This is a genomic window from Helicobacter fennelliae, from assembly GCF_900451005.1.
GTDB classification, from domain to species: Bacteria; Campylobacterota; Campylobacteria; order Campylobacterales; family Helicobacteraceae; genus Helicobacter_B; species Helicobacter_B fennelliae.
Genome location: NZ_UGIB01000001.1, coordinates 1,148,393 through 1,171,191, shown reverse-complemented (window position 1 = coordinate 1,171,191; position 22,799 = coordinate 1,148,393). Strand labels below are relative to the sequence as shown.

The following is a 22,799-nucleotide window of genomic DNA, read 5'->3' as shown; positions in this document are numbered from 1 at the left end:
TAGCATGTTGTTATATAAAGTTACTTTAAACCTAAAATGATAGAATCCAAAACCTAACTAAACCCAAAAGAAACAAACAAAATGGATATAAGGACAAAGCAAATATGAAAATGCAGTATTATGATACGCAACTTATGAGCGCGTATCTCAAAAACAATGGCTTCACTGAAGCGCAAATCGAAAAAATGAATGATGAAGAAATTAGTAATGCCTATCAGCAAAAAGCCACAACTTTTCTAAATAACTACAAGCAATCCTTCCAAGCATTTGAATCCAGTCATGAGCCATCAGGCATTTCCATACACACAACCCCAAAAGAGCTGACACCACAAATCATTAGCATAATCAATCAGCACCATATCAAACTTTATGAATTACTTGATGATTTTATGGATATTTATGCTCCAAATGAACTCATTGAATTGCTCTATGTGGGTATGCAAAATATCAAAATGACTCAGCTTGAAAAAATGGTGAGAATCAAAGTCTATGAATTGCAAGAGTTTTGGCTTGAGCAAATAGAAAATAATCTCAATGCTTTGCCTATCGAAGAAAGAGATGAGTTGATGGATTATTATCAAAGCCAAAAATCCAATCTCAAACTCCTCAAAGAAACCTACCTAAAATCTAAAGACAAACAATACATTCAACAGCTTCAAGACATTGCAGATACAAAGCTTGAGATCATCAAAGAGCATCTACCAAGCGAGCTTGAGGCAAATTATAAAAGCTTCTACAACAAAAGCGAAGAAAAAACAAACCTCATTCAAGAGATTTTAGAGCTTTCACATGGCTTTGGTATGCACTATCTCAACTCATCTACTATCGCTGATCTCAAAGAGCTTCTTATGCTCCTTCAGACAGAGCAAAACAAAGAAAAAGAACAAAAGCAACTCTACACATATCACATGAAAGCCCTCAAAGATTCTCTCACAAACCCCGATGAACAGGTTTTTGCTGTGGCTTGCCTGAATGCTGCAAATGAACTTCCTCGCTATATGCTTCAAGATATTGTCAAGGATTTAGCAGATCGAAATAAATTTTTTCTGCATAGATTCCACGAAGTCGCTAAAGAATACAAAAATATCCCGGAATTGCAAATTATTTTATAAATATTTTTATCTTTTTTTAAGGCAACTTTGTCTTATTTTGCCTACATTATTAATCAAAAGTTAAAGATTCTTTGGGAGAATTGCAAGATTTATTCAAGCGATAAAGCAGTATCTAAAGACAATTCAACCATACTTATTATCGGCTTGTTATCAGCTTATTATCAGAAGTAAGCTCTAAGGCAAACCAAGCAAGAAAATTTAAGCAAAAAAATAATAAAAAACAAAAATAAAAAACTTTGAGAGATTAAATAAAAAAATCAAAGAATATTGACAAAGATTAAAGACAATCACAAAAGAATCAGACAATCAAAGGGAATTTATGCTGCATTATATACGAGCTTTGGTCTGTGCTATTGCATTGCTACCACAAATAGCGCAATCATCTGCCACACCTTCAACTTCAGAATCTAGCACAGAATCTAAAGACTCTAGCATAGATTCTAGTGTAGAATCTGACACAAAACCTAGCACAAAATCTCATGCCACCACATCAAATATGCCCACTACCACGAATGCTACCACAAATGCTATTGACACGCAAACAAACACATCACAAATTAATATGACTCATTTGCAGCCAACACTAGCAGAGCAAGATTCTACACAAAGCATTAAAGAAGCCCCACCCAAACAACACAAACAAAAAGACAAATCCTATGATAATCTTATGAAGCTTTTGGAGCATGAAGGCACATATATGATCCTATGGCAAAGCTTAGGTCCGTATTATATTTATGGCAACAATATGAATACAGAGTTAAAATTTCAAGTCAGCGCAAAGATTCCGGTTTGGACAAACGCACTTTGGACAAAAGGATCGATATTTTTTGGATATACGCAAACAATGTGGTTTCAGCAATTTAATTTTCGCTATTCTAGCCCTATTCGAGATACAGATTATAAGCCAAGCGTGTTTTATTCGTATCCGTTTGAGGGGAGATTTGGAATCAAAGAATTGCGCATAGGATTTTTACATTATAGCAATGGAATCGGGGGCGATGAGTGCGTAAGAGACGCAAATAACAATAGCTCACCAAATTGCCGATCTCGAAGCGGGACAAATCGCATTATGTTTGAGGCTATTTTTGAAGTCAAAGGGTTTGGCGCGCATTTGAGTGCGTGGCCTTATCTAAGCGATCGAAGAGATAATCCTGATTTAGATCAATACCTAGGATACGCAAATGTAAAATTATATTATCGCCACAAGCGCAATCTTGTTGAAGTGCATTTTGCGCCTTTGATTTCTGATTATACTCGATACCATGCATCAGTGCGACTAGGCTATGCTTTTGCGATGACGAAATTTATCTCTTTATATGCGCAATATTTCTATGGCTATGGCGATAGCTTGTATGAATACAATATGATGTCTAATAGAATTGGGCTTGGTGTGCGCGTTACTGGATTTTAGATTCTGGATTCCAATTTCCATAGATTCTAAATTCTAGCTTTTAAGCGATTTGAGCTGCGAGTTTGTTTTTCGTTTCGTCGATAGGCGACTAGCCTTATCTCCTTTCTCAAAATTTCACAATCTATCAAGCCCTTGCAAGCCCTTGCAAACTCATCTTAAAATAGAGAATTTTTTACACGCTCTTTTTGTTTTCACAGAATCTAGATTCTAGAATCCAAATCTTATCTGCGCAAAATCTCAATTCTCAAAATTTTAGCTATAATACCCCCTTACACATCTCAAATAAGGAGTAAAAATGAAAATTTTTGGAATCGAGCGGCTGAATAACTTTGGCATTCATTCTACAATTATGGGTCAAATGACATTGCGATTTTTTTCTTTACCAATCATTCAAAGGATTCGCTATAAAAGAGGCTCTATGGGGGGGGGGGCAAGAACTAACCATTGTTAGTGCAGTCGTCATCAAAATATGCGGACTCAAAATATCAAGCAGAATGGAGACAATCTCACTAGCGACACTCTATGTCGATGATATGATGCGAGATTCTGTCGTTGATATACTTCAGAGAAACAATGCCAAAGAAAAACTAGAATCACTTTGTCGCGGGCTTGATAATGCAAGCAAGCAGTGCGTTTATCGGATATGCGGAAGACTTCTGCAAGCAAAAAACGATAATGACAATTTTTGTATGAATTTAACCCAAGAAGAGTTACAAGGGCTAGCAAAGCTCCACACAGAGTTTTACCCAAATGTCATCAATCCTCTTCCAAACATATATAGCTATAATGGATACTTTTTTCCGACCAATCACATTAGTGAGCATGTCCTACTCAACAAGCACGATATGCATCTCATCGAAAACCTCGATAAACTCCGCCAAAAAGACATCATCGATGTAGGCGGATATATAGGTGATAGCGCGATTGTTTTGCAGGATTTTACCGATAAAAGCGTCCATACCTTTGAAGCCACGCAAACAAACTATAAACTTTTGCTCCAAACACTACAACTCAACAATGCTACAAAAATAATCCCTGTCAATAAAGGCTTAGGCTCAAAAGATGAAATGCTTCAAATAGCCGTAGATGGCGGTTGCTCAAGTGTGATTACTTCCACACCTCAAGCACAAAATTTAGCCATCATTGAGCAAACCCACATCATCACACTTGATAGCTACACAAAAGAGAACAACATCGAAGTAGGCTTTATAAAAGTCGATATAGAGGGCTTTGAGATGGAATTCCTCAAAGGCGCAAAAGAGACGATCGCAAGAGACAAGCCCGCTATGCTTATTAGTATCTATCATCAAGGAAGTGATTTTTTTGACATCAAACCACTTATAGAATCTTGGAATCTAGGATATAAATTCAAAATCCACAAGCCAATCGATCATTCAATCATCGCAGAAACGGCACTTTATTGTGAAGTGAGATAGTGAGATGATGATTGAAGTTGGAAGCAGAATCTAAGTTTATTTAGATTCTATCTCTAACTCGTCATTATATATTGTCTATAAAACAATATATAATTGGAATCTATTTTAGATTCTAGAATCCAAACAGAGCATTTCGCGCTACCATTACTTAAACTACTTAAGCAAATCCCTAAATCGCAACTGCTCTTGCTTGGCAGATATATACTCACTCTCAGCAATTTTATACTGAAGTTTAGCTTGAAAAATCTGATGATTATCTTGGCTTTGATAGGCTTCTTTGAGTTTGTGATTTGCTAGATCAAGCCGAGCTTTTGTAGCTTTGATGTTTTCTTCGACTTCTTGCAAAATCTCCCCATCTTTGCAATTTTTACGCAAAGATTCAAGCTCTTCTTTGGCTTTTTGGATTTTTTGGATATCTTTTTTGGGTGAGGCTTGAAACGCCTCCAAGCCTTCTTGTGCGCTTTTGATTTTGAAATCACAAATCGCCCCAGCGTAGCACATATACGCGCTACACGCCATGATCAAAAACTTTGTCAATCATTCCTCCTTAAGACAAAATCTAATCGTAGCAAACGCAAAAAAACAAACCAAAACATCAAAATCTAGTTGAGATTATACGCCTCCTCACCATGCAAAGCCACATCAAGCCCCATTTCCTCTGCACTATCTTCTACTCGCAAAGTTGTAAATAACGAAATAATTTTAAAAATCACAAAGCTCACAACTGCCGAAAGTCCGATACAAATCACAATTCCCAAGCATTGCTCAAGAAGCAAATGAAACGATCCGCTCACAAACAGCCCATCGCCAGCAGAGTTTTCGCCTTTGATGAGTGGATTAATCCTAGAATCTGCAAACAATCCTGTGGCGATTCCTCCCCAAACGCCTCCAATGCCATGCAAACTAAACGCATCAAGCGAATCGTCCCACTTGAGTTTATATTTGATATAGCTTAATCCCATATAGCATAACATCGCGCCAAATCCGCCGATTACAATACTTTGCCAGATTCCGACATATCCACAAGCAGGCGTGATCGCCACAAGCCCAGCGACCAATCCACACAAGCTACCTAACACCGTTGGTCGCTTATGGATAGCCCATTCTGCCAACACCCAAACCAAAAACCCACTTGCTGCCGACAAAATAGTTACAACAAAAGCATTGACGGCAATATCATTCACCTCGCCCGCACTTCCTGCGTTAAACCCAAGCCAGCCGATAAAAAGCAAAATCGCGCCCAAAAATGAATACGGAATCGAGTGCGCTTGAGCGTTTTTGGGATTATCTTTTCTCGCGCCAACAAGCAGTGCTCCCACAAGCCCAGCGACCCCAGAGCTGATATGCACGACCCCGCCACCAGCAAAATCCAAACCTCCTCGATTAAGTAAAAACCCATCGCTACTCCAAATCATATGTGCCAAAACATCATACACAAACGTGCTCCACACAATCAAAAAAATCACCAAAACCCCAAGCTTCACCCGCCCTACCAAAGAGCCAGTGATAATAGCCGAAGCGATAAGCGCAAACATCATCTGAAAAGTTACAAACAAAATATTTGGCACGCCAGCGTCGTTGTAGCCACTTATGCCCTCAAGGACGAAATTTGAAAAATTCCCAACAATGCCATAGCCAGAATCCTGCCCAAATGCAAGTGAAAATCCTATAATAACCCACTGAAGCGTAATCACGCCAAACACGATAAAACAATTCATAATGGTATTGAGACTATTTTTGGTCCTCACCATTCCTGAATAAAACATTCCCAATGCAGGCGTCATAAGCAACACAAGCAACGCACACAACATCACAAAAGATGTATTTACAGCATTCATTTTTTCTCCTTTTTATGCAACAAATGCAAAAATAATGCTGAGATTCTATGGTAAAAATATTAAGAATATCTTTAAATCTTGAATAATTATTGACTTTTTGATGAAAATATAAATTTTATTTGAATTTTTAAAAGCTTACCACAATAAAATCCTACTAAAAACACAACAAAGCAGAATCTAAATCACAACCACGAAATAACCAAAACACCAAATATTTTAACCACATTTACGCTACAATACCCACCTATATCCAGAATCTCAAATTTTAAGTTTAAAAATCTTGAGTTTAGATTTAAGTTTAAGTTTAAAGTCTAAGTTTAAGTTTAAAGTTTGAGAGCTTTAATTCTATTCTAAAAGGAGCATTTATGCTATTTTACTTACAACAATGTATAAAGCGATGTATTCCAAATACATTAAAGAATATAGTGCGACATAATAGATTCTATACAGAGTATATTTTGCCATGGCGTTTAAATTATCAACAAAAAAAAGTTGCAAAACTTGATGATGAAACATTTTTAACAATGAGACATAAGCATATATTTGGTTATATTCCTAATTTTAAGAATCCACAAACATTTAATGAAAAAATAGTGCATAGAATGCTTTATGATAGAAATCCAATATATAGTGCATTAGCTGATAAACTCAAAGCTAGAATCTATATTGCTACTTGTTTGCAAGAGCTTCAAAATACTGCAAATATATCTCATACATCAAACATATCTGCTACTATGTCTAATACTACTATATCTATTAATACTATGGGGGGGGGGGCAGAGCAAAAGTAATGCTTTAGATTCTAAGCATTCAAATCTTTCAGATTCTGTTTCTTATTCAAATCATTTAGAATCTTTACATAAAGTAGATTCTGCAACTTTTAATTCTAATTCCTTAGATTCTTTAAATTCAAATTATTCAAATCTTTCTAATCATTTAAAATCTAAAAATTTAGATTTTAGTTTAGATTCTGCTACTCACAAGTTGGATTCTGTTAGTTTAGATTCTAAGCATTCTCAATCTCTTGATTCTGTTTCTTATTCTAATCATTTAGATTCTAAAAATTTAGATTCTGTTTCAAATCTTTCAGATTCTAATTCCTTAGATTCTATTAATTTGCATTCCATAGATTCTGCAACTCTTTCTTTACTCTTTATGCCTATTGATGATATACAAGACAAACTCTTTGAGACAAATACTTGTGAGTTTTTGCCAAAGATTTATGGAATCTATAAGAATGTAGAAGAGATTGATTTTACACATCTTCCACAAAGCTTTGTTTTAAAAACAAATCATGATTGTGGAGGAGTAGTCTTAGTGCAAGATAAAGATGAGTTTTTAAATAATAAAAAAGTATTTCAAGAATCTATGGATAAATTAAGAAAACATTTAAATACAAATTATTATACAAAGACTAGAGAGTGGCATTATGATAATATAGAGCCTAGAGTATTTGTGGAGGAGATGATAAGTGATAATGGACGCGATCCAGCTACATATAAATTTCACATCTTCAAATCCTCTCAAGAAAGCTATATCCAGCTCACCACAGATAGATTTACAAACTACAAACGCATTATTTTAGATAGTAATTGGAATCTTGCCCCATTTGGCTTTGTGTATGACAATGCCAAAAATGACATACCCACAAAACCCAAAAATCTCTCTATGCTCCAAAACATAGCCTCTATCTTAGCGCAACCATTTGGATATGTGAGAGTTGATCTCTACAATGCTAATGAGTGCATTATGGTCGGAGAGCTAACCTTTACTCATGGTGGGGGAACTGAAAAAGTTGTGCCAAATGAATGGGATACACATCTTGGAAATCTATGGAAATATATCTATTTTTCATCTTGCTATGCGGAGAGTAAAAATGACTCCAAATAAATATATCACAGCACTCAAACCTTACAGACCCATTCCGCATAGTATATGGAATATGAAAAACCTTAATCAAGTTTTAAAACTTGATTGGAATGAATCAACCATTCCCCCTTCACCAAAAGTTTTTGCCGCATTGCAAAATGCCCTCACAGAAAGCAACCTCCATTGGTATCCAAACACGCACAATACAGAGCTTTTAGAGCAAATCAGCCTTTATACTCAACTTCCTCAAGAATGCATAGAAGTATTTGCAAGCTCTGATTGCGCGCATGAATTTATCTTGCAAGTATTTGCTATGCCACAAGATACGATATGTATTATCGCGCCTACTTATGATAATTTCAGGGCAAGAGCAGAGGGTATAGGGCTTAAGACACTTTTCTTTCAAACACAAGATGACTATATGCTTGATTTTGATGCCCTAGATTCTTTTCTTTGTATCAATAAGCCCAAAATCGTATATCTCTGCAATCCAAATAACCCCACAGGCACGCTACATGATATAAATGCGCTTACACATATAATCACCAAACACAAGCATATATTATTTGTCATTGATGAGGCGTATTATGAGTTTTGCAAGCAAAGTGTGATAGCCCTCCTTCCACATACGCATAATCTTATCATTACGCGCACATTTTCAAAGGCATTTGGCTTGGCTTCATTTCGCATAGGCTATTGCCTTAGCTCAAAAACAAATATAGATTCTCTCAATAAGCTCAAAAACCCAAAAAGCATTACTCATTTCTCTCAAATCGCCGCACACGTAGCACTTCAAGATATTGATTATATGACAAAATATGTCGATGAAGTCACTTTGGCAAGAGAGCAATTTACTAAAAATTTGCGATTGCTTAGTGATTTTAAGATCTATCCATCACAAGCAAATTTTGTGCTTGTCAAATACCCATATATTCATAAGATTCTTGATTTTCTGCAATTAAGGCAGATTTTCATTCGAGACTATTCACACATTTTGCCAAACCATTGTCGTATCAGCATAGGCACAAGAGAGCAAATGGATTATGTAGCACAAACACTAAAGGAATACCAATGCAACAAATAAACAAGCACATAAACACCCCTCAAAACAATACAAACCAGAATCTAAATAATAAAAAGATTCTCGCTTTATTTGATTTTTGTGAGACATTAGTAGATTTTCAAAGTGCTGCGAGATATTTAGAGCTTGTAGCCCAAAAGAAAACGCGCCACAAACTTCATAATCTCTATACCAAAATATCAAATAAATCCAAAAATATTTTACGCAAATTCATACATCTCCCTCCCAAGCAGCAAGTGCGCTATGAGGTATTAAAAGGCTTATCTGTTAGTGATGCTCAATGCATTGCTAAAGAGTTTGTAACAAACGAGCTTTTGCCACGAGTAAATCCAAAAGTCATTGAGCGATTGCAGTATCACCAACGCAATAAACACACTATTGTCATCGTCTCTGGTGGGTTTGAGATATATATCAAACTTTTTGCGCAACATTTTGGTATCACTCATGTAGTAGCGGTTGCATTAGAGGAGTGTAATGGATATTTGAGTGGAAATATCGATGGAATCCACACTATGGAGCATAGAAAGCTCTATAAGCTTATAGAATGCATTAATGTATCAGAATTTGATTTGCAAAAAAGCTATGCATATAGCGATTGTTCTAGTGATATTCCATTATTAAGCTTTGTTGGTCATGGCATAGTCATAGAATGCGGTAAAGATACGCAATGGGCAAATATTTTGGGGTTTGAAATACTTTAGTAAAGATTATTTTATCCCTGCAAGAGATAAAGCCCAAAGCAGTCTAGAATCTAGATTCTAGAATCTAAAAACTCAAAAAGTGGATTACCACGCAAAATTTGAAAATTTTGCTCGTAATTGAGGGGGCGGGTTTGTCATTGCGAGTGAGTGAAACGAGCGTGGCAATCCATAAAATGAGTTCTAGAATCTAGATTCTATGCAAACACAAAAGAGTGTAAAGAAATCCTCTATTTTTAGGCAGATTTAGTCAGGGTTGTGTAGAAATTTTTAGACAAGCAAAAACACAAAAAATGTAACAATAGAGTTCATCGCAGGCTAAAAATTTCAAACTCCCTGAAATGTGGCTTCTCAAGCAAAGCGTTCGGGCAAAGCCCTAGAGTTGCATAGCAAAAAAGAGAGGATTTACATTCTCTGGAAATTAGATTCTAGAATCTGCAATTTGGATTCTTAGAATCTCTGTAACCACCGCAATCACTCATGTCGCAAGGCATCGATTGGATTAAGCTTTGAGGCTCGTTTGGCGGGCAAATACCCAAACAACACCCCTATAAACGCCGAAAACAAAAACGCAATAATAGCTGTGGGTATATCAAAAATAAATGGAATACTCATAAAATCACTTAAAAACCATGACGCAAAAAACGCCCACACAATGCCTGTAATCCCACCTAGCGAACTTAATGTAACCGCCTCGATCAAAAACTGAAGCAATACCTCACTTTGCAATGCGCCAATCGCCATTCTTGTGCCGATTTCACGCGTACGCTCCGTCACTGAAACAAGCATGATATTCATAATCCCAATTCCACCAACAATCAAGCTCACCCCCGCGATAAACCCAAGCAAAGCAGTTAGCATTTTTGTAGTTGCAGTGAGCGTTTGAGCGATTTCTTTTGTATCCATAATATCAAAAGAATCCTTGTCGTTTTCTCTGACATTTCTGATTTTACGCAAATTTTTTGTCAAAACTTGCGTAACTTCGGCAGAATCTACATTGTCTTGAATGCGAATCATAAAGCGATTGATAGATTGCAAAGAGCTTGTGCGCGAAATGGAGCGCGAAAATGCTTTCATCGGTAGCAAAATCACATCATCTTGATCATTTCCCATTCCGCCCTGCCCTTTTGTCTCCAAAACCCCGATACACTCGCACACAATCGTGCTTAGTCTGATTTTTTTGCCTAATGGATTCTCATCAAGAAATAAATTTTTACGCACAGATTCTCCGATTACACATACATTGCTTCCGACTTTGTATTCGTTATCTTCAAATATCCTGCCATCGCTTGTATTCCATTGCGTTACGACAAAAAAATCAGAATCTACACCCTGTGCGGTTGTATTGACATTTTGGGCTTTGTATTGTAGCACCACAGAGGATTGCGATATGGGAGCTAGAGCTACGATATATTCGCGCATAAGGTTTTTTATCTGTTTGGCATCTTGCAAGCTAAAATTACGCCTAAGGTAGCTATTTGGCGAGCGCGCAGGAGAGACTAATAACAAATTACTTCCAAGAGAAGAAACTCTATCGCTTATGGCTTTTGTTGTGCCATTGCCTAGACTTATCATCACAACCACAGCACCAACGCCAATAATCACACCAAGCATCGTCAAAAATGCGCGCAAAAAATTGCGTTTAATCTGTCGCAAAGCAAGCAAAAAAGCATTTAGAATCATTGCGCACCCTTTGTGTTATTTGGATTATTTGTGTTATTTTTTGCACCATTTGTGCTATTTGCGTGGTTTGTGTTATTTGGATTATTTATGGGTTTGGCTGCACTCTCAAGACTATCACTTCTTAGTTTGCCGTCCAAAAAGTGCAATTCCCTACTTGCATACATTGCCATATCTGGCTCATGCGTAACCATCAAAATCGTAATCCCCAAAGTCGTATTAAGATCTTTTAAAATCTCCATAATCTCTACACTTCGCTTTGTGTCAAGATTCCCAGTAGGCTCATCAGCAAGCAAAAACAACGGCTTTGAAGCGATCGCTCTAGCGATTGCTACGCGTTGCTGCTGTCCGCCACTTAGCTTTGAGCTTGTGTGGCTCGCCCAATTTTTTAGCCCCACTCGATCGAGTGCTTCAAGGGCGATTTGATGTCGTTGCTCTTTTTTCATTCCTCGATAGATAAGCGGAAGCTCTACATTTTCTAAGGCTGTCGTGCGAGCAAGGAGATTAAAGCCTTGAAAAATAAAGCCTATATAATTTCTACGCAAAAGCGCACGCTGATTTTGTGTTAATTTAAAGACATTTACCCCGCAAAACAAATACTCACCGCTTGTGCCAACATCAAGCGTGCCCAAAATATTAGCAAGTGTGGATTTACCCGAACCACTTGGTCCCATAAGTGCGACAAACTCACCTTTATCAATCCTCAAACTCACACCCTTAAGGGCTTCAAATGCGCCCTCGCCTTTGCCATAGATTTTGTGAATATCACGAAGCACGATAAAATCGCTCATTATTGCCCCATTTTAATCGCGCTAATGACTTGTGTATTGCTATCAATGCCACTTAGAATCTGCGTATATTGCCCATCTGATATGCCAACTTCGACATTGATAGCTTTTGGCTCATTATCTTGCAGAATCCACAAAGTCGCTGTTTTGGAGATTTTTTGAGATTCTTTATTGCCACCACTTTGCTGTCGTGGCGGGCGAGGAGGAGTAAATACAGAAGCAATAGAGCTATTTTTTGCTTTAGGATTTGATTTTTGTAAGGCTTTATTGAGATCAAAATACAACACAGAGCTTGGAAGCAAAAGCGCGTTTTTGGCACTTGCGATGATGATGTCTGCTGTCGCGCTCATATCTGGTCGCAAAAGCAAAGATTTGTTATCCACCTCAACACGCGCAATATAGGTGATAATATCTGATGAAGTGCTTGAGCTACTTGAGCTTTTTGAGGAGCTTGAAGAGCTAGAGGAGCTAGTGCTTCCATCGCCTGAACCATAATTGACTTTATTGACTTTTGCGCTAAATTCCCTATCTGGATACGCATCGACGCTAAATTTCACGCTCTGCCCTTCTTGGATTTTGCCAATATCAGCTTCAGAAATATTGATTTTAAGCACCATTTCTTCTAGATTCTCAGCGACTTTAAAAAGCACAGGTGCTTGAAAGCTTGCTGCCACACTCTGCCCGACTTCTACGCTTTTTGTGAGGACTACACCATCAATTGGCGATACGATTTGAGAATTTTTAAGATCAATGCTTGAGCTTTTGATATTTGTTTGAATCTCAATAATCGATGCCTTTTTAATATCCACATCAGATAATGCCGAAGTATAAGCTGTTTTGGCATTTTGAAGTTCAAGCATTGATGGTGCTTTGCCATCTGTTTTTTTATACAAATCAAGCAATCTATCATAATTCCATTTTTTATCAACCAATGTCTGCTCGCTTGCTTTGAGTTGCGCTTGAGCGGAGTTTAGCTGGGCTTTGTAGCGCGCTAGGGTTTGGTTGATTGTTTCAGGATTTATGCGAGCGAGAATCTGCCCTTTTGTAACATGATCGTTTTCTTCTGCAAGCACTTCAAGCACGATTCCAGAGATAACACTTCCGATTTCTACTTCATTTGTCGGCGAGAGCGAGCCTGAAGCCGAAATGCTTGATTGTATATCTTTGCGGATTGGGGTTATTGTCTCATAATCAATGCTTGGCTTATGGAATTTCCAAAAATAAATCCCAACGCCTGCAATAATCACGACAACAACGGCAATAATCACCCATTTGATATAATTTTTGTTTGATTTTGCATGTAAAGTTTCATAAACATTCATTGTGCTTCCTTATTGTTTTGATTTTTTGTCTCATCTTCTTTAGATTCCAAATGTGTATCATCAAAAAAATACATCTCACCGCCAAATGCCTTAAATAAAGTTATAGCAGAAATCAGCTCATTTGTTTTGGAGGTAAAAAGCTGCGTTTGCAAGGTAAGATAAGAATTTTTATTTGTCAAAAACTCACTTAACTCAAGCATACCATTTTGAGATCGCACCTCATCTGTTTGATACGCGCTCTGCCCGATGTCAAGTGCGATTTTATTGTTTGCGACTTGTCGCCTTTGAGAATCCATATTAAAAAGGGCATTTTCTATTTCGCTAAGAGCTGTGTTTATGGTATTTTGGAGGGTATAGTATGCTTCTTTTCCTAGCTCTTGCTGGATAATGTAGGTTTGCTTGAGAGTCGTTCGATTGAGTAATGGTGTCGTGATCGCATTTGCAATCTGAAATACCAAAGAATTTCCGCCCATATTGCTATAAAGCAACTGCCCGACAGAACCACTCAAAGAAATACTTGGCAAGCGAGCTGCTTTGGCGTTTGTGATCTTATAAAGTTGCGCATATAGGGCATTTACACTTGCGCGGACATCTGGACGATTGAGTATCACTTCACTTGGCAATGTATTTATATCAAACGCATTCACCAAAGGCAGCTCAAACCCAGAATCCAAAAAATCAATCTGCTTTTCTAAGTCATCATGATTTATATCAAGCAAAACCAAAAGCGCGTTTTTATTTTGCTCGTATGTATAAGAGAGGGTTTCAAGGGTGTTTTTTTGAGTGATGAGATTGGCTTTGGCAGTTTTATAAGTGTTTATATCAATCAAGCCATCGTTGTATTTTTGCGCATTGATAGAATCTATCTCCTCAAGATTAGCAAGCATTTCTTTGGCTTGAGCGATGCTAAAGGCGTTATTTCTAAGCGTAAAATAAAGTGTGCCAACTTCAGCGATCAAAGAGATTTGCGCAAAAGCAAGATTATCTTGCGCCTGTGCATAGGCTTTTTTGCTTGATTGACGCAAGGCATTAAGCTTACCAAATAAATCTAACTCCCAGCTCACGCTCAAGCTCGCATTTACAGAATTTGTCCCAGGACGCACCGCAAGGCTTTGGCTTTGTGTCCTTCTGTCAGTGTAGTTTGTATTGAGTCCTGCATTTATCGTTGGAAACATATTTGCTGTAGAGATTTTGGCTTGCGCTTTGGCTTGATTGATACGCGAAACCATTGTCAAAACATTTGTATTGCGCTCTAGCGCGATTTGAAGTAATGCAGATAATTTCTCATCGCTAATGAGTTGCATAAATTGCTCTAGGGTATTGTCTTTTTTGGTTGCTTGCTTTGCGCTTTTGTCTGCCACATTTTGAGTGGTTTTATTTGGAGCGATTTTATTTTGAGTAGTTGCGTTTTGATGATTTGTGTTTTGGATTGTAAGCGAATTTTTAAATGATTGTGGAATGTGGTTTTTCACTTGCAATTCTTGATTGCTTGGTAATTTAGTCGAGCAACCGACAAAAAAAACACTTACAGCACTTATAAGAAGCGCACCACTAGCAAGCCATTTCAAATAAATCCTTTAAAACTATAATCTAAAATAAACACGCAATCATAAAAACAAAAAGTGAATTGAGCGTGAAACAACGCAAAATAATACCAGAATCTAATCGCAGAATCTTAAATCTCGCAGAATCTATGCCGCGCAAGAATCCAATCGCGTAAAAATCTCATTGTGATAGATTTAGCAGAATCTAAAATTTAGAGCAAAACACACAAACAACTTAACTTCCTTAAAAAAGTAGCGATATAATAATTTTTTATCAAATTTTATGGGAGATTGTATGCGACTCAAAGCAGAATGGGAGCGGCAAAGGGCTATATTACTCGCATTTCCACATCAGCACAGCGATTGGGATCATTATCTTATCGAAGCACAGATTTGCTTCATCAACATTATCAAAACAATCACGCAGTTTCAAGATGTCATCATTTGTATGCACCCTGATGATAAACAAGGACTCGCACTTTTGGAGCAGGCATTTTGTGATGCGCCACCTTCACTTGCGAGGTTTTCTAGATTCTCGCAAATTTCTTTGCGGGGATTGCAGGCTATGGAGAGTTTGCAGCTTAATGATAGAATCTTGCTTGTAGGCATAGAGACAAATGATACTTGGGCGCGTGATTTTGGAGCGATAAGCCTTGAAGATGCGCATGGTAGCGATAATGGCAATAACAGCAAAACAAGCGAAATTGTGCTTTTGGATTTTATCTTTAATGGTTGGGGCAATAAATTTGATAGCACACAAGATAACCAAATCACACAAAAACTCCATAATCTTAATATCCTCAAAGGCAAGCTTATATCACTGCCATTTGTGCTAGAGGGTGGAAGTATCGATACAAACGGCAAAGGCGTGCTTCTTACAAATACGCAATGCCTCCTTGAGCCACATCGCAATCCGCAATTCACACAAGATACAATTCAAGAATTTCTCATACAAAATCTTGGCATATCACAAGTGCTATGGCTTGATTATGGGTTTTTGGAAGGCGATGATACAGATAGCCATATCGATACATTGGCGCGCTTTATCAGTGAAGATACGATAGCCTATATCAGCTGTGATGACAAAAACGACCTGCACTATGAAGCACTCAAAAAAATGGAAGAGCAATTACAAGCACTCAAAAGTAGCGACAACAAACCCTATAATCTCATCAAGCTTCCATTTACAAGCCCGATTTTCTACCAAAACAAGCGACTTCCAGCAAGCTATGCAAATTTTTTATTTATCAATGACGCCTTGCTTGTGCCAACTTATAACGACAAAAACGACAAACTCGCCCTTAGTATCCTCTCTAAAGCATGCCCAAATCATCAAGTTATAGGCATTGATTGCAGTGTGCTTATCCGCCAGCATGGAAGTTTGCATTGCGTAACAATGCAGCTTTACTAAAATAGCTTAGTGTAATGTTTGAGCTTAGAGTCAAAGGTATCGTTCAAGGGGTTGGATTCCGACCTTTTATGTATCAGCTCTGCACAAAGCTTGACATCAAAGGCTATATTTTTAATATCGGGGCTGATGCGATTATTGTTTGTGATATGCAGTATGCACCACTTATCACATCACCACGACAAGCGCAAATGCCACACATACGCGTATTTTATCCAGTCCAAATCAAATCGCCAAATATCTTGCTTCCAAACACAAAACTTCAAAGCTTTTTTGATCTTTTTTTAGGCACTTTCACCAAAGCACTTCCGCCAATAGCCAAAATCACAGAACTTACTATCTCCTCTATGCCAACCTATCCTAAAATCCGCATTCCCCAATATTTTGAAATTTTGCACTCAATCAAACAACCAGACAAACAACACATCACGCTAGATTCTGCATTACCAAAAGATTTGGCAACATGCAAAGACTGCCAAGATGAAATCTCCAACCCCAAAAACCGCCACTTTGGCTACCACCTCACTTCCTGCACGAATTGCGGAGCTAGATATAGCATTATCAAATCCTTGCCTTATGATCGCTACAACACTGCGATGAAGCATTTTACACTCTGCAAAGACTGCCAAGATGACTACACAAACCCAATGAGTCGCTATTATCACGCCCAGCCTATCTCATGCAACAACTGCGCTGTGCCAATTATGCTTTATAAAAATAACTCAATCCTTGCTAAAGACAGCCAAGCAATACGCGTATGTGCGGATTTACTAAAAGATAATCAAATCATCTGCCTCAAAGGATTAGGCGGATTTGTGCTTATTTGCAACGCGCAATCACGCTCAAGCATTATGGCTCTAAGGCAAGCCAAAAATCGCGAAGCAAAGCCATTAGCCATTATGGCAAAAGATATACAAATGGCATTAGATATAGCTAATTTATCGCCTCTTGAGCAAGAATACCTCAAATCTCAAATTGCCCCGATTATCATCGCCACCCAAAACCCACAAAACCCTTTGAATGTGGATTTTGAAAGTATTGCGCCACATCTTAATACAATCGGAATCTTACTTGCTAATACCCCGCTTTTGCATATTTTGTTTGGATTTATTGACTTTCCTATCATCTACACAAGCGCAAATCTCAAATCAGAACCTATCATCACAACGCTAAAAAGCGCAAAAACAAAGCTTAAGGCTATCACACCATATTTTTTGGATTTCAAAAGAGCGATTTATCATGGCATTGATGATTCGATTTTTCGCCTTATTGATAATCAAATGCGCCCATTTCGCCTTGCTAGAGGAGCGACCCCGCACACAATCACCACACCCGCGCTCAAAGCCAATCATAATATCCTCGCACTTGGCGCACAAGATAAAGTAAATCTATGCTTTGGCTCTGCTCATCACTTCCTTATCACCCCATACATAGGCGATATGGCAAGTCTTGAGACGCAAAACAAATATTTTCAAAATCTTGCATTTTTTAAAAAAATCTACTCATTTACGCCTGCATTTATCATAAGTGATGCGCACCCACAATACCAAACCACAGGTATCGCCACATATCTTTGTAATCAGCACAATAACTCAAATCCAAAAACAACAGCACTACAAAACACCAAAAATCCGCAAAATACGCATTCACAAGCCCCAACGCATTTGCAAATCTACCATCACCACGCGCATTTATGTGCGATTTTGGCAGAATCTAACTTGCCAAAAGACGAGCAGATTCTAGGGATTATCTGGGACGGAAGCGGATATGGAGAAAGTCAAAAAGAAAGCCAATACAAAAAAAACAGCATTTGGGGTGGAGAGTTTTTGTATGGTGGATTTGGTGGATTTGAGCGAGTCGGGCATTTTGAGGAGTTTTTGCTTTTGGGCGGAGAGAGGGCGATAAAAAACATACAATATATAGCCTATGCCCTCGCACTTCAATCACAAAACACACAAATGATCCAAAAATATCAAGCCCTGCTTCCGCACGCGCTAACATCTATGGCAAACAAAGCACTTTATACCACTTGCACTTCCGCTACTCACACTTCCAACATTTGCACTTCTACCATTTACACTTCATCAGTTGGCAGGCTTTTTGATGGCGTGGCAGCACTTATTGGCGTGCTAGAGCATTCAAGCTATGAGGGAGAATCTGGCGGGATTTTTGAAGCAATGTATGATAGCCACATCAATGATTATTATGAGTTTTACATAAAAGAAACCAAAGAAGTAAGCACAAGCACGCGCGATACACATAACGCAAAAAAGCCAAATAAACATCAAGAGATAATCACGCTTGATTTTATCTCACAAATCATTTTAGATTCTCAAAATCACATAGCCCCGTATATCATCGCCACAAAATTTATCAACACACTCGCACATATCGCACTTAGCTTTAGCCTGCGATTTTTGCGACAAACCCCAAATCTCAAACTCATAGGCTTAAGTGGCGGGGTGTTTCAAAACAAAGCATTATGCGAAAAAATCGCTCTGCTGTTTAACCAACATCATATACAATACATCTTTCACGCAAAAGTGCCGACAAACGACAATGGAATCTCGTTTGGGCAGGCGGCTTTTGGGGCGTATCATTCACAAAAGGAGTAAGAATGCAAACCATACAACTTGCGCAAGGAAGTGGCGGAGAGGCGACAAATAAACTTATAAATGAGGTATTTTTGAAACATTTAGATTCTGCGTTTCTCTCAAAAGGCGAAGATGCAGGCGTGTTTGAAGCGCGCGGCAATATGGCTTTAAGCACAGATAGCTTTGTGATTACGCCATTATTTTTTGCAGGCGGAGATACAGGAAAGCTTAGCGTTTGCGGAAGTAGCAATGATGTAGCGATGATGGGCGCAAAGCCTAGATTTATGAGCTTTGGATTTATCATCGAGGAGGGATTGGCACTAAGTGAGCTTGAAGCAGTCATCAAAAGTATCGCCACAGAACTTCAAAAAACTTCAATCCAAATCCTAAGTGCTGATACAAAAGTCGTCCAAAAAGGCGGAGTCGATAAACTTTTCATCAACACAACAGCCCTAGGTGAAATACAACTCTCCAACATCTCCTCCAAACATTTGCAAAATGGCGATGTGATAATCCTCTCCGCGCCTATAGGCTCACATGGCGCAACGATATTTATGGCGCGAGAGGAAATCGGGATTGAGGGCGATCTCAAAAGCGACTGCGCGCAACTCTACCCAATGCTTGAGCCAATTTTTAAAAAGCAGCTTTGCATTCACGCTCTAAGAGACGCTACTCGTGGAGGGCTTTCGGCTGTTTTGAATGAATGGGCGCGAGATTCTGACAAGATGATTGAAATCAACGAGCAGGCATTAATGATAGAAAACGAGGTGCAGGGTGTGTGCGAGATTTTGGGGCTTGAGGCGTATATGCTCGCTAATGAAGGCGTGTGCGTGATAGCAGCCCCAGAATCTAGCGCAAAAGAGATATGCGCCCTACTACAATCCCACCCGCTTGGCGCAAAAGCTTCAATCATCGGCAGAGTCATCAAAAATAGCACGCAAGTGCGACCAAATGCGCGTGTCGTGCTTCAAACCCAATGGGGCGGCAAAAGATTTATGGAATACCCACAAGGCGAGATTCTACCTAGAATCTGCTAAGCAGAATCTAAAAGTAGCCTTTATCATTATTTTAATCCACCTCGTCATTTTTAAGCGTAATCTAAAACCAAGCCGTCATTGCGAGCAAGGTTTATCCTTGCGTGGCAATCCACAGAATCCATTTTGTGCCACTTCACCACAAAATAACCCTTCGTCATTCTAAGCATCAGCGAAGAATCTAGAAATAAATTAAGAAAGAAAACACAGAATCAAAAAAAGTCATTCTGAGTGAGTGAAACGAACGAAGAATCCAAAAAAGTCTATAAAAGTAAAGTCTGGATTCTTCGGCTTTTGCAAAGCCTAAGACATGACAAGGTGATTTGGAATAATAAAATAAGGATACTTTGTGGATTCTGTGGATTGCTTCGCAGTTTTGCAACTGCTCGCAATGACAAAATAATTTAGAATAATGACAAAATAATTTAGAATAATGAAATAAAAATTGCAATGACAATATAAGCTTCATTCGCGCGGTGTTCTATGATTGGTATTTATTAGTATTCTATGGCTTGTAGAATCTAGATTCTAGATTTTGTATTTTCTAGATTCTTCGGCAAGCCTAAGATATGACAAAGCAAAGTTGCGATAAAAAGCTACGATAAAAAATGCATCATCGCAAGTAGCCAGCTAAATAAGAATGATTAAGAATCCAATCTCAATCCTGTAATTCTATCCATTTTTGCGCGATACGCACGGCATTTGTCGCTGCTCCCACGCGGATTTGATCAGCCACGCACCACAAATGCAAAATGTGATCATCAAAATTATCCACTCGGATTCTGCCGACATAAGTGTGATTTGTATCCGTAGCCACTGATGGCATAGGATATATTTTATTCAAAGGCTCGTCCATAAGCACAATATTTGGCGCATTTTTGAGGATTTCTTGCGCTTGTTTGGCTTGGACTTTGTGCTTGAAAGCGATAGTGATTGATTCGCTATGACTACGCAAAACAGGTACGCGCACGCAAGTAGCACTTAGCGCAAAATCCGTATGCATAATCTTATGCGTCTCATTAATCATTTTCATCTCTTCTTTTGTGTAGTCATTATCAAGAAACACATCAATATGAGGAATCACATTCAGTGCCAAACGATGCGCAAACACTTGCGGCTCGCACTCATTGAGCTCAAATGCAAAAAACTTCTGCATTTGCATCACAAGCTCTTCCATACCTCTTTTGCCCGCACCGCTTGCAGCTTGATATGTGCTTACATCAACGCGCTTAATCTCAAACGCTTCATGCAATGGTGCTAGCACCTGCACCATTTGTATGGTCGAGCAATTTGGATTAGCGATAATGCCCCTTTTTTTCCATGCTTTGATGTCATCAGCATTGACTTCAGGGACGACAAGCGGAATATCTTTCTCCATTCTAAAATGGCTTGTGTTATCAATCACCAAAGCTCCAGATTCTGCCGCACTTGGCGCAAACTCCTTGCTGACACTGCCCCCTGCGGAAAAAAACGCAATATCAATGCCCTGCTCCTTAAACACACTATGCGTAGTCTCTAATACCGGAATCTCCTTGCCAAACGCTTCGATACTTCTGCCAACGCTATTTGCGCTCGCAAGAGGGACAATCTTCTTAGCAGGGAAACGCTCTTCTTCTAGGATTTTTATTATCTCCTCGCCAACCGCGCCAGTCGCACCGACAATACCAATAGTGTATGTTTTCATTTTTACCCCTTTATTTAGATTCTGCTTTTTTGTTGTGTTGTTTGGATTTGCTAGATTCTACTTTTTTACTAGCCTTGATTTTGGCTAATTTCGCTCTTTATACGCAGAATAATCAAAAGATTTTAGCAATACAAATTCATCATTTTCAATCACCCCAAGCGAAGGCAATGGCACGCCATTAAAAGTGGTATTTTTGACTATCGTATAATGTAACATATCCAAAAACACTACCCTATCTCCCACACAAAGCGGCGTATCAAAGCTAAAATCACCAATCACATCTCCTGCCAAACAAGTTGCGCCACCTAAGCGATAATGGTATTTGCCCTGCTCGCCCAAATCCTGCTCACACACTTCGTTATTATTTTCATCAAGAGAAACTTTAAAAATATTTGGTCGATAAGGCATTTCAAGACAATCCGGCATATGCGCGCTCGCGCTGACATCAAGGATAGCGATATGTTTTTGATTATACACAATATCAAGCACCTCACCAATCAAAAATCCACACTGCCACCCCACAGCCTCGCCCGGCTCCAAAAACACCTCTATGTCATTATATTTTTGCTTGATGTTTTGAATGATTTGGATAAGCAAATCCACATCATAATCTTGACGCGTAATGTGATGTCCGCCACCAAGATTTAGCCATTTTAGTTGCGGAATATATACTCCAAAATGGTTTTCGATATGAGTGAGTGTGCGCTTTAAGGCATCAGCGTTTTGCTCGCAATGCGTATGAAAATGAAGCCCACCAATACCCTCAAGTCCATACATCTTAGCATATTTATGGAATTCCTCTGGAATGATTCCAAGCCGACTTGCCTTCGCGCATGGATTATAAATCTCTGGCGTAACTTCGCTATACATAGGATTAACCCGCAAACCAACAGAAATAGGGCTAAGCCCAAGCGATAAGAGTTGTTTATTTTTGGTATCAATAGCGGATTTAAATGTCTGCCATTGATTGAATGAATTAAAAATAATATGCGTGGCAATGGGTAGAAGTGCTGTGATCTCATCTGCTTTGTAGGCTGGAGAAAACACACAAATCTCTTTATCGCTCTCTCTTCCGCCAACCTCTTCAAATCCAAGCCTTGCTTCATTGATTCCGCTTGCGGTGGTGCCATTGAGGTATTGTTGCACTAGATCAAAACGGCGCCAAAACGCATAACCTTTCAATGCGAGCAGAATCTTAGCACCTGTTTGTGTGTGGATATGATGCAGAATCTTAAGATTAGATTCTAGCTTTTGTGGCTCCAAAACATAGCTTGGGGTCGGAATAGAAAAGTAGCGCATA

General features: G+C 38.6%; 20 protein-coding genes. 12 read left to right on the top strand and 8 right to left on the bottom strand.

All coding sequences use genetic code 11. The features are described from left to right. Positions 1-104 precede the first annotated feature (104 nt). The 4 genes from DY109_RS05740 (at position 105) to DY109_RS05730 (ending at position 3,959) form a co-directional block, all read left to right on the top strand. A complete protein-coding gene (locus DY109_RS05740; RefSeq protein WP_023945939.1) occupies positions 105-1,112 on the top strand; it encodes a hypothetical protein in 1,008 nt (335 codons plus the stop codon). A gap of 319 nt (positions 1,113-1,431) precedes the next feature. After that, positions 1,432-2,523 (top strand): phospholipase A, encoded by a 1,092-nt coding sequence (locus tag DY109_RS05735; RefSeq protein ID WP_244916658.1) that lies wholly within the window; start codon positions 1,432-1,434, stop codon positions 2,521-2,523. A 295-nt stretch (positions 2,524-2,818) separates the two neighbouring features. Next, on the top strand, positions 2,819-2,974 hold the full coding sequence (locus tag DY109_RS11470) for a hypothetical protein (protein WP_181461807.1): 156 nt from the start codon (positions 2,819-2,821) through the stop codon (positions 2,972-2,974). A 43-nt stretch (positions 2,975-3,017) separates the two neighbouring features. Further along, complete coding sequence (locus DY109_RS05730) at positions 3,018-3,959, top strand: FkbM family methyltransferase (protein WP_023945935.1); 942 nt, start codon at positions 3,018-3,020, stop codon at positions 3,957-3,959. 153 nt (positions 3,960-4,112) lie between these two features. Here the strand turns inward: DY109_RS05730 and DY109_RS05725 are convergent, their stop codons facing one another. Further along, a complete protein-coding gene (locus DY109_RS05725; protein ID WP_023945934.1) occupies positions 4,113-4,496 on the bottom strand; it encodes a DUF1090 family protein in 384 nt (127 codons plus the stop codon). A 65-nt stretch (positions 4,497-4,561) separates the two neighbouring features. Continuing rightward, on the bottom strand, positions 4,562-5,797 hold the full coding sequence (locus DY109_RS05720; protein WP_023945933.1) for an ammonium transporter: 1,236 nt from the start codon (positions 5,795-5,797) through the stop codon (positions 4,562-4,564). Between the two features lie 365 nt (positions 5,798-6,162). Here DY109_RS05720 and DY109_RS05715 point away from each other — a divergent pair, with 365 nt between their 5' ends. From DY109_RS05715 to DY109_RS05700, 4 genes are all read left to right on the top strand, one after another. Next, on the top strand, positions 6,163-6,588 hold the full coding sequence (locus tag DY109_RS05715; protein WP_235148491.1) for a hypothetical protein: 426 nt from the start codon (positions 6,163-6,165) through the stop codon (positions 6,586-6,588). A gap of 364 nt (positions 6,589-6,952) precedes the next feature. Continuing rightward, a complete protein-coding gene (locus DY109_RS05710; protein ID WP_081714837.1) occupies positions 6,953-7,687 on the top strand; it encodes an ATP-grasp fold amidoligase family protein in 735 nt (244 codons plus the stop codon). Then, positions 7,674-8,750, top strand: coding sequence for a pyridoxal phosphate-dependent aminotransferase (locus tag DY109_RS05705; RefSeq protein ID WP_023945930.1), 1,077 nt, complete (start codon positions 7,674-7,676; stop codon positions 8,748-8,750). The genes DY109_RS05710 and DY109_RS05705 overlap by 14 nt, the downstream gene beginning before the upstream one ends. Continuing rightward, positions 8,738-9,448, top strand: coding sequence for an HAD-IB family hydrolase (locus tag DY109_RS05700; RefSeq protein WP_023945929.1), 711 nt, complete (start codon positions 8,738-8,740; stop codon positions 9,446-9,448). Before DY109_RS05705 ends, DY109_RS05700 begins: the two co-directional genes overlap by 13 nt. A gap of 471 nt (positions 9,449-9,919) precedes the next feature. Here DY109_RS05700 and DY109_RS05695 read toward each other — a convergent pair whose 3' ends face one another. From DY109_RS05695 to DY109_RS05680, 4 genes are read right to left on the bottom strand one after another with little or no spacing between them, the layout of a single operon-like run. Beyond that, a complete protein-coding gene (locus DY109_RS05695) occupies positions 9,920-11,128 on the bottom strand; it encodes an ABC transporter permease (RefSeq protein WP_023945928.1) in 1,209 nt (402 codons plus the stop codon). Beyond that, positions 11,125-11,916, bottom strand: coding sequence for an ABC transporter ATP-binding protein (locus DY109_RS05690; protein ID WP_023945927.1), 792 nt, complete (start codon positions 11,914-11,916; stop codon positions 11,125-11,127). Before DY109_RS05690 ends, DY109_RS05695 begins: the two co-directional genes overlap by 4 nt. Next, positions 11,916-13,235, bottom strand: a complete 1,320-nt coding sequence (locus DY109_RS05685) for an efflux RND transporter periplasmic adaptor subunit (protein ID WP_023945926.1) — start codon at positions 13,233-13,235, stop codon at positions 11,916-11,918. The genes DY109_RS05690 and DY109_RS05685 overlap by 1 nt, the downstream gene beginning before the upstream one ends. Beyond that, positions 13,232-14,803 carry a TolC family protein gene (locus tag DY109_RS05680; RefSeq protein WP_023945925.1) on the bottom strand — a complete coding sequence of 524 codons (1,572 nt, stop codon included), beginning with the start codon at positions 14,801-14,803 and terminating at the stop codon, positions 13,232-13,234. The genes DY109_RS05685 and DY109_RS05680 overlap by 4 nt, the downstream gene beginning before the upstream one ends. A 259-nt stretch (positions 14,804-15,062) precedes the next feature. Between DY109_RS05680 and DY109_RS05675 the strand changes: the two genes are divergently transcribed. From DY109_RS05675 to DY109_RS11465, 4 genes are all read left to right on the top strand, one after another. Further along, positions 15,063-16,190, top strand: a complete 1,128-nt coding sequence (locus tag DY109_RS05675; protein WP_034548933.1) for an agmatine deiminase family protein — start codon at positions 15,063-15,065, stop codon at positions 16,188-16,190. Positions 16,191-16,204: 14 nt separating this feature from the next. Further along, positions 16,205-18,802, top strand: coding sequence for a carbamoyltransferase HypF (gene hypF / locus DY109_RS05670; RefSeq protein WP_023945922.1), 2,598 nt, complete (start codon positions 16,205-16,207; stop codon positions 18,800-18,802). A 2-nt stretch (positions 18,803-18,804) separates the two neighbouring features. Further along, on the top strand, positions 18,805-19,818 hold the full coding sequence (gene hypE / locus DY109_RS05665; RefSeq protein ID WP_115737819.1) for a hydrogenase expression/formation protein HypE: 1,014 nt from the start codon (positions 18,805-18,807) through the stop codon (positions 19,816-19,818). A 228-nt stretch (positions 19,819-20,046) separates the two neighbouring features. Continuing rightward, positions 20,047-20,223 (top strand): hypothetical protein, encoded by a 177-nt coding sequence (locus tag DY109_RS11465; protein ID WP_158412999.1) that lies wholly within the window; start codon positions 20,047-20,049, stop codon positions 20,221-20,223. Positions 20,224-20,473: 250 nt separating this feature from the next. Here the strand turns inward: DY109_RS11465 and DY109_RS05660 are convergent, their stop codons facing one another. Then, the gene (locus tag DY109_RS05660) at positions 20,474-21,499 is read right to left on the bottom strand and encodes an aspartate-semialdehyde dehydrogenase (RefSeq protein WP_023945919.1); all 1,026 of its coding nucleotides are present in this window, start codon (positions 21,497-21,499) and stop codon (positions 20,474-20,476) included. Positions 21,500-21,583: 84 nt separating this feature from the next. After that, the gene (nspC, locus tag DY109_RS05655) at positions 21,584-22,798 is read right to left on the bottom strand and encodes a carboxynorspermidine decarboxylase (RefSeq protein ID WP_023945918.1); all 1,215 of its coding nucleotides are present in this window, start codon (positions 22,796-22,798) and stop codon (positions 21,584-21,586) included. Position 22,799: the final 1 nt, after the last annotated feature.

Excerpts from the sequence above, each read along its gene's own strand:
- hypE (WP_115737819.1), top strand. The coding sequence starts at position 18,805 with ATGCAAACCATACAACTTGCGCAAGGAAGTGGCGGAGAGGCGACAAAT.
- DY109_RS05715 (WP_235148491.1), top strand. The coding sequence starts at position 6,163 with ATGCTATTTTACTTACAACAATGTATAAAGCGATGTATTCCAAATACA.
- DY109_RS05700 (WP_023945929.1), top strand. The coding sequence starts at position 8,738 with ATGCAACAAATAAACAAGCACATAAACACCCCTCAAAACAATACAAAC.
- DY109_RS05735 (WP_244916658.1), top strand. The coding sequence starts at position 1,432 with ATGCTGCATTATATACGAGCTTTGGTCTGTGCTATTGCATTGCTACCA.
- DY109_RS05685 (WP_023945926.1), bottom strand. The coding sequence starts at position 13,235 with ATGAATGTTTATGAAACTTTACATGCAAAATCAAACAAAAATTATATC.
- DY109_RS11470 (WP_181461807.1), top strand. The coding sequence starts at position 2,819 with ATGAAAATTTTTGGAATCGAGCGGCTGAATAACTTTGGCATTCATTCT.
- DY109_RS05720 (WP_023945933.1), bottom strand. The coding sequence starts at position 5,797 with ATGAATGCTGTAAATACATCTTTTGTGATGTTGTGTGCGTTGCTTGTG.
- DY109_RS05675 (WP_034548933.1), top strand. The coding sequence starts at position 15,063 with ATGGGAGATTGTATGCGACTCAAAGCAGAATGGGAGCGGCAAAGGGCT.
- DY109_RS05695 (WP_023945928.1), bottom strand. The coding sequence starts at position 11,128 with ATGATTCTAAATGCTTTTTTGCTTGCTTTGCGACAGATTAAACGCAAT.
- DY109_RS05740 (WP_023945939.1), top strand. The coding sequence starts at position 105 with ATGAAAATGCAGTATTATGATACGCAACTTATGAGCGCGTATCTCAAA.
- nspC (WP_023945918.1), bottom strand. The coding sequence starts at position 22,798 with ATGCGCTACTTTTCTATTCCGACCCCAAGCTATGTTTTGGAGCCACAA.
- DY109_RS05660 (WP_023945919.1), bottom strand. The coding sequence starts at position 21,499 with ATGAAAACATACACTATTGGTATTGTCGGTGCGACTGGCGCGGTTGGC.
- DY109_RS05730 (WP_023945935.1), top strand. The coding sequence starts at position 3,018 with ATGGAGACAATCTCACTAGCGACACTCTATGTCGATGATATGATGCGA.
- DY109_RS05705 (WP_023945930.1), top strand. The coding sequence starts at position 7,674 with ATGACTCCAAATAAATATATCACAGCACTCAAACCTTACAGACCCATT.
- DY109_RS05710 (WP_081714837.1), top strand. The coding sequence starts at position 6,953 with ATGCCTATTGATGATATACAAGACAAACTCTTTGAGACAAATACTTGT.
- DY109_RS05690 (WP_023945927.1), bottom strand. The coding sequence starts at position 11,916 with ATGAGCGATTTTATCGTGCTTCGTGATATTCACAAAATCTATGGCAAA.
- hypF (WP_023945922.1), top strand. The coding sequence starts at position 16,205 with ATGTTTGAGCTTAGAGTCAAAGGTATCGTTCAAGGGGTTGGATTCCGA.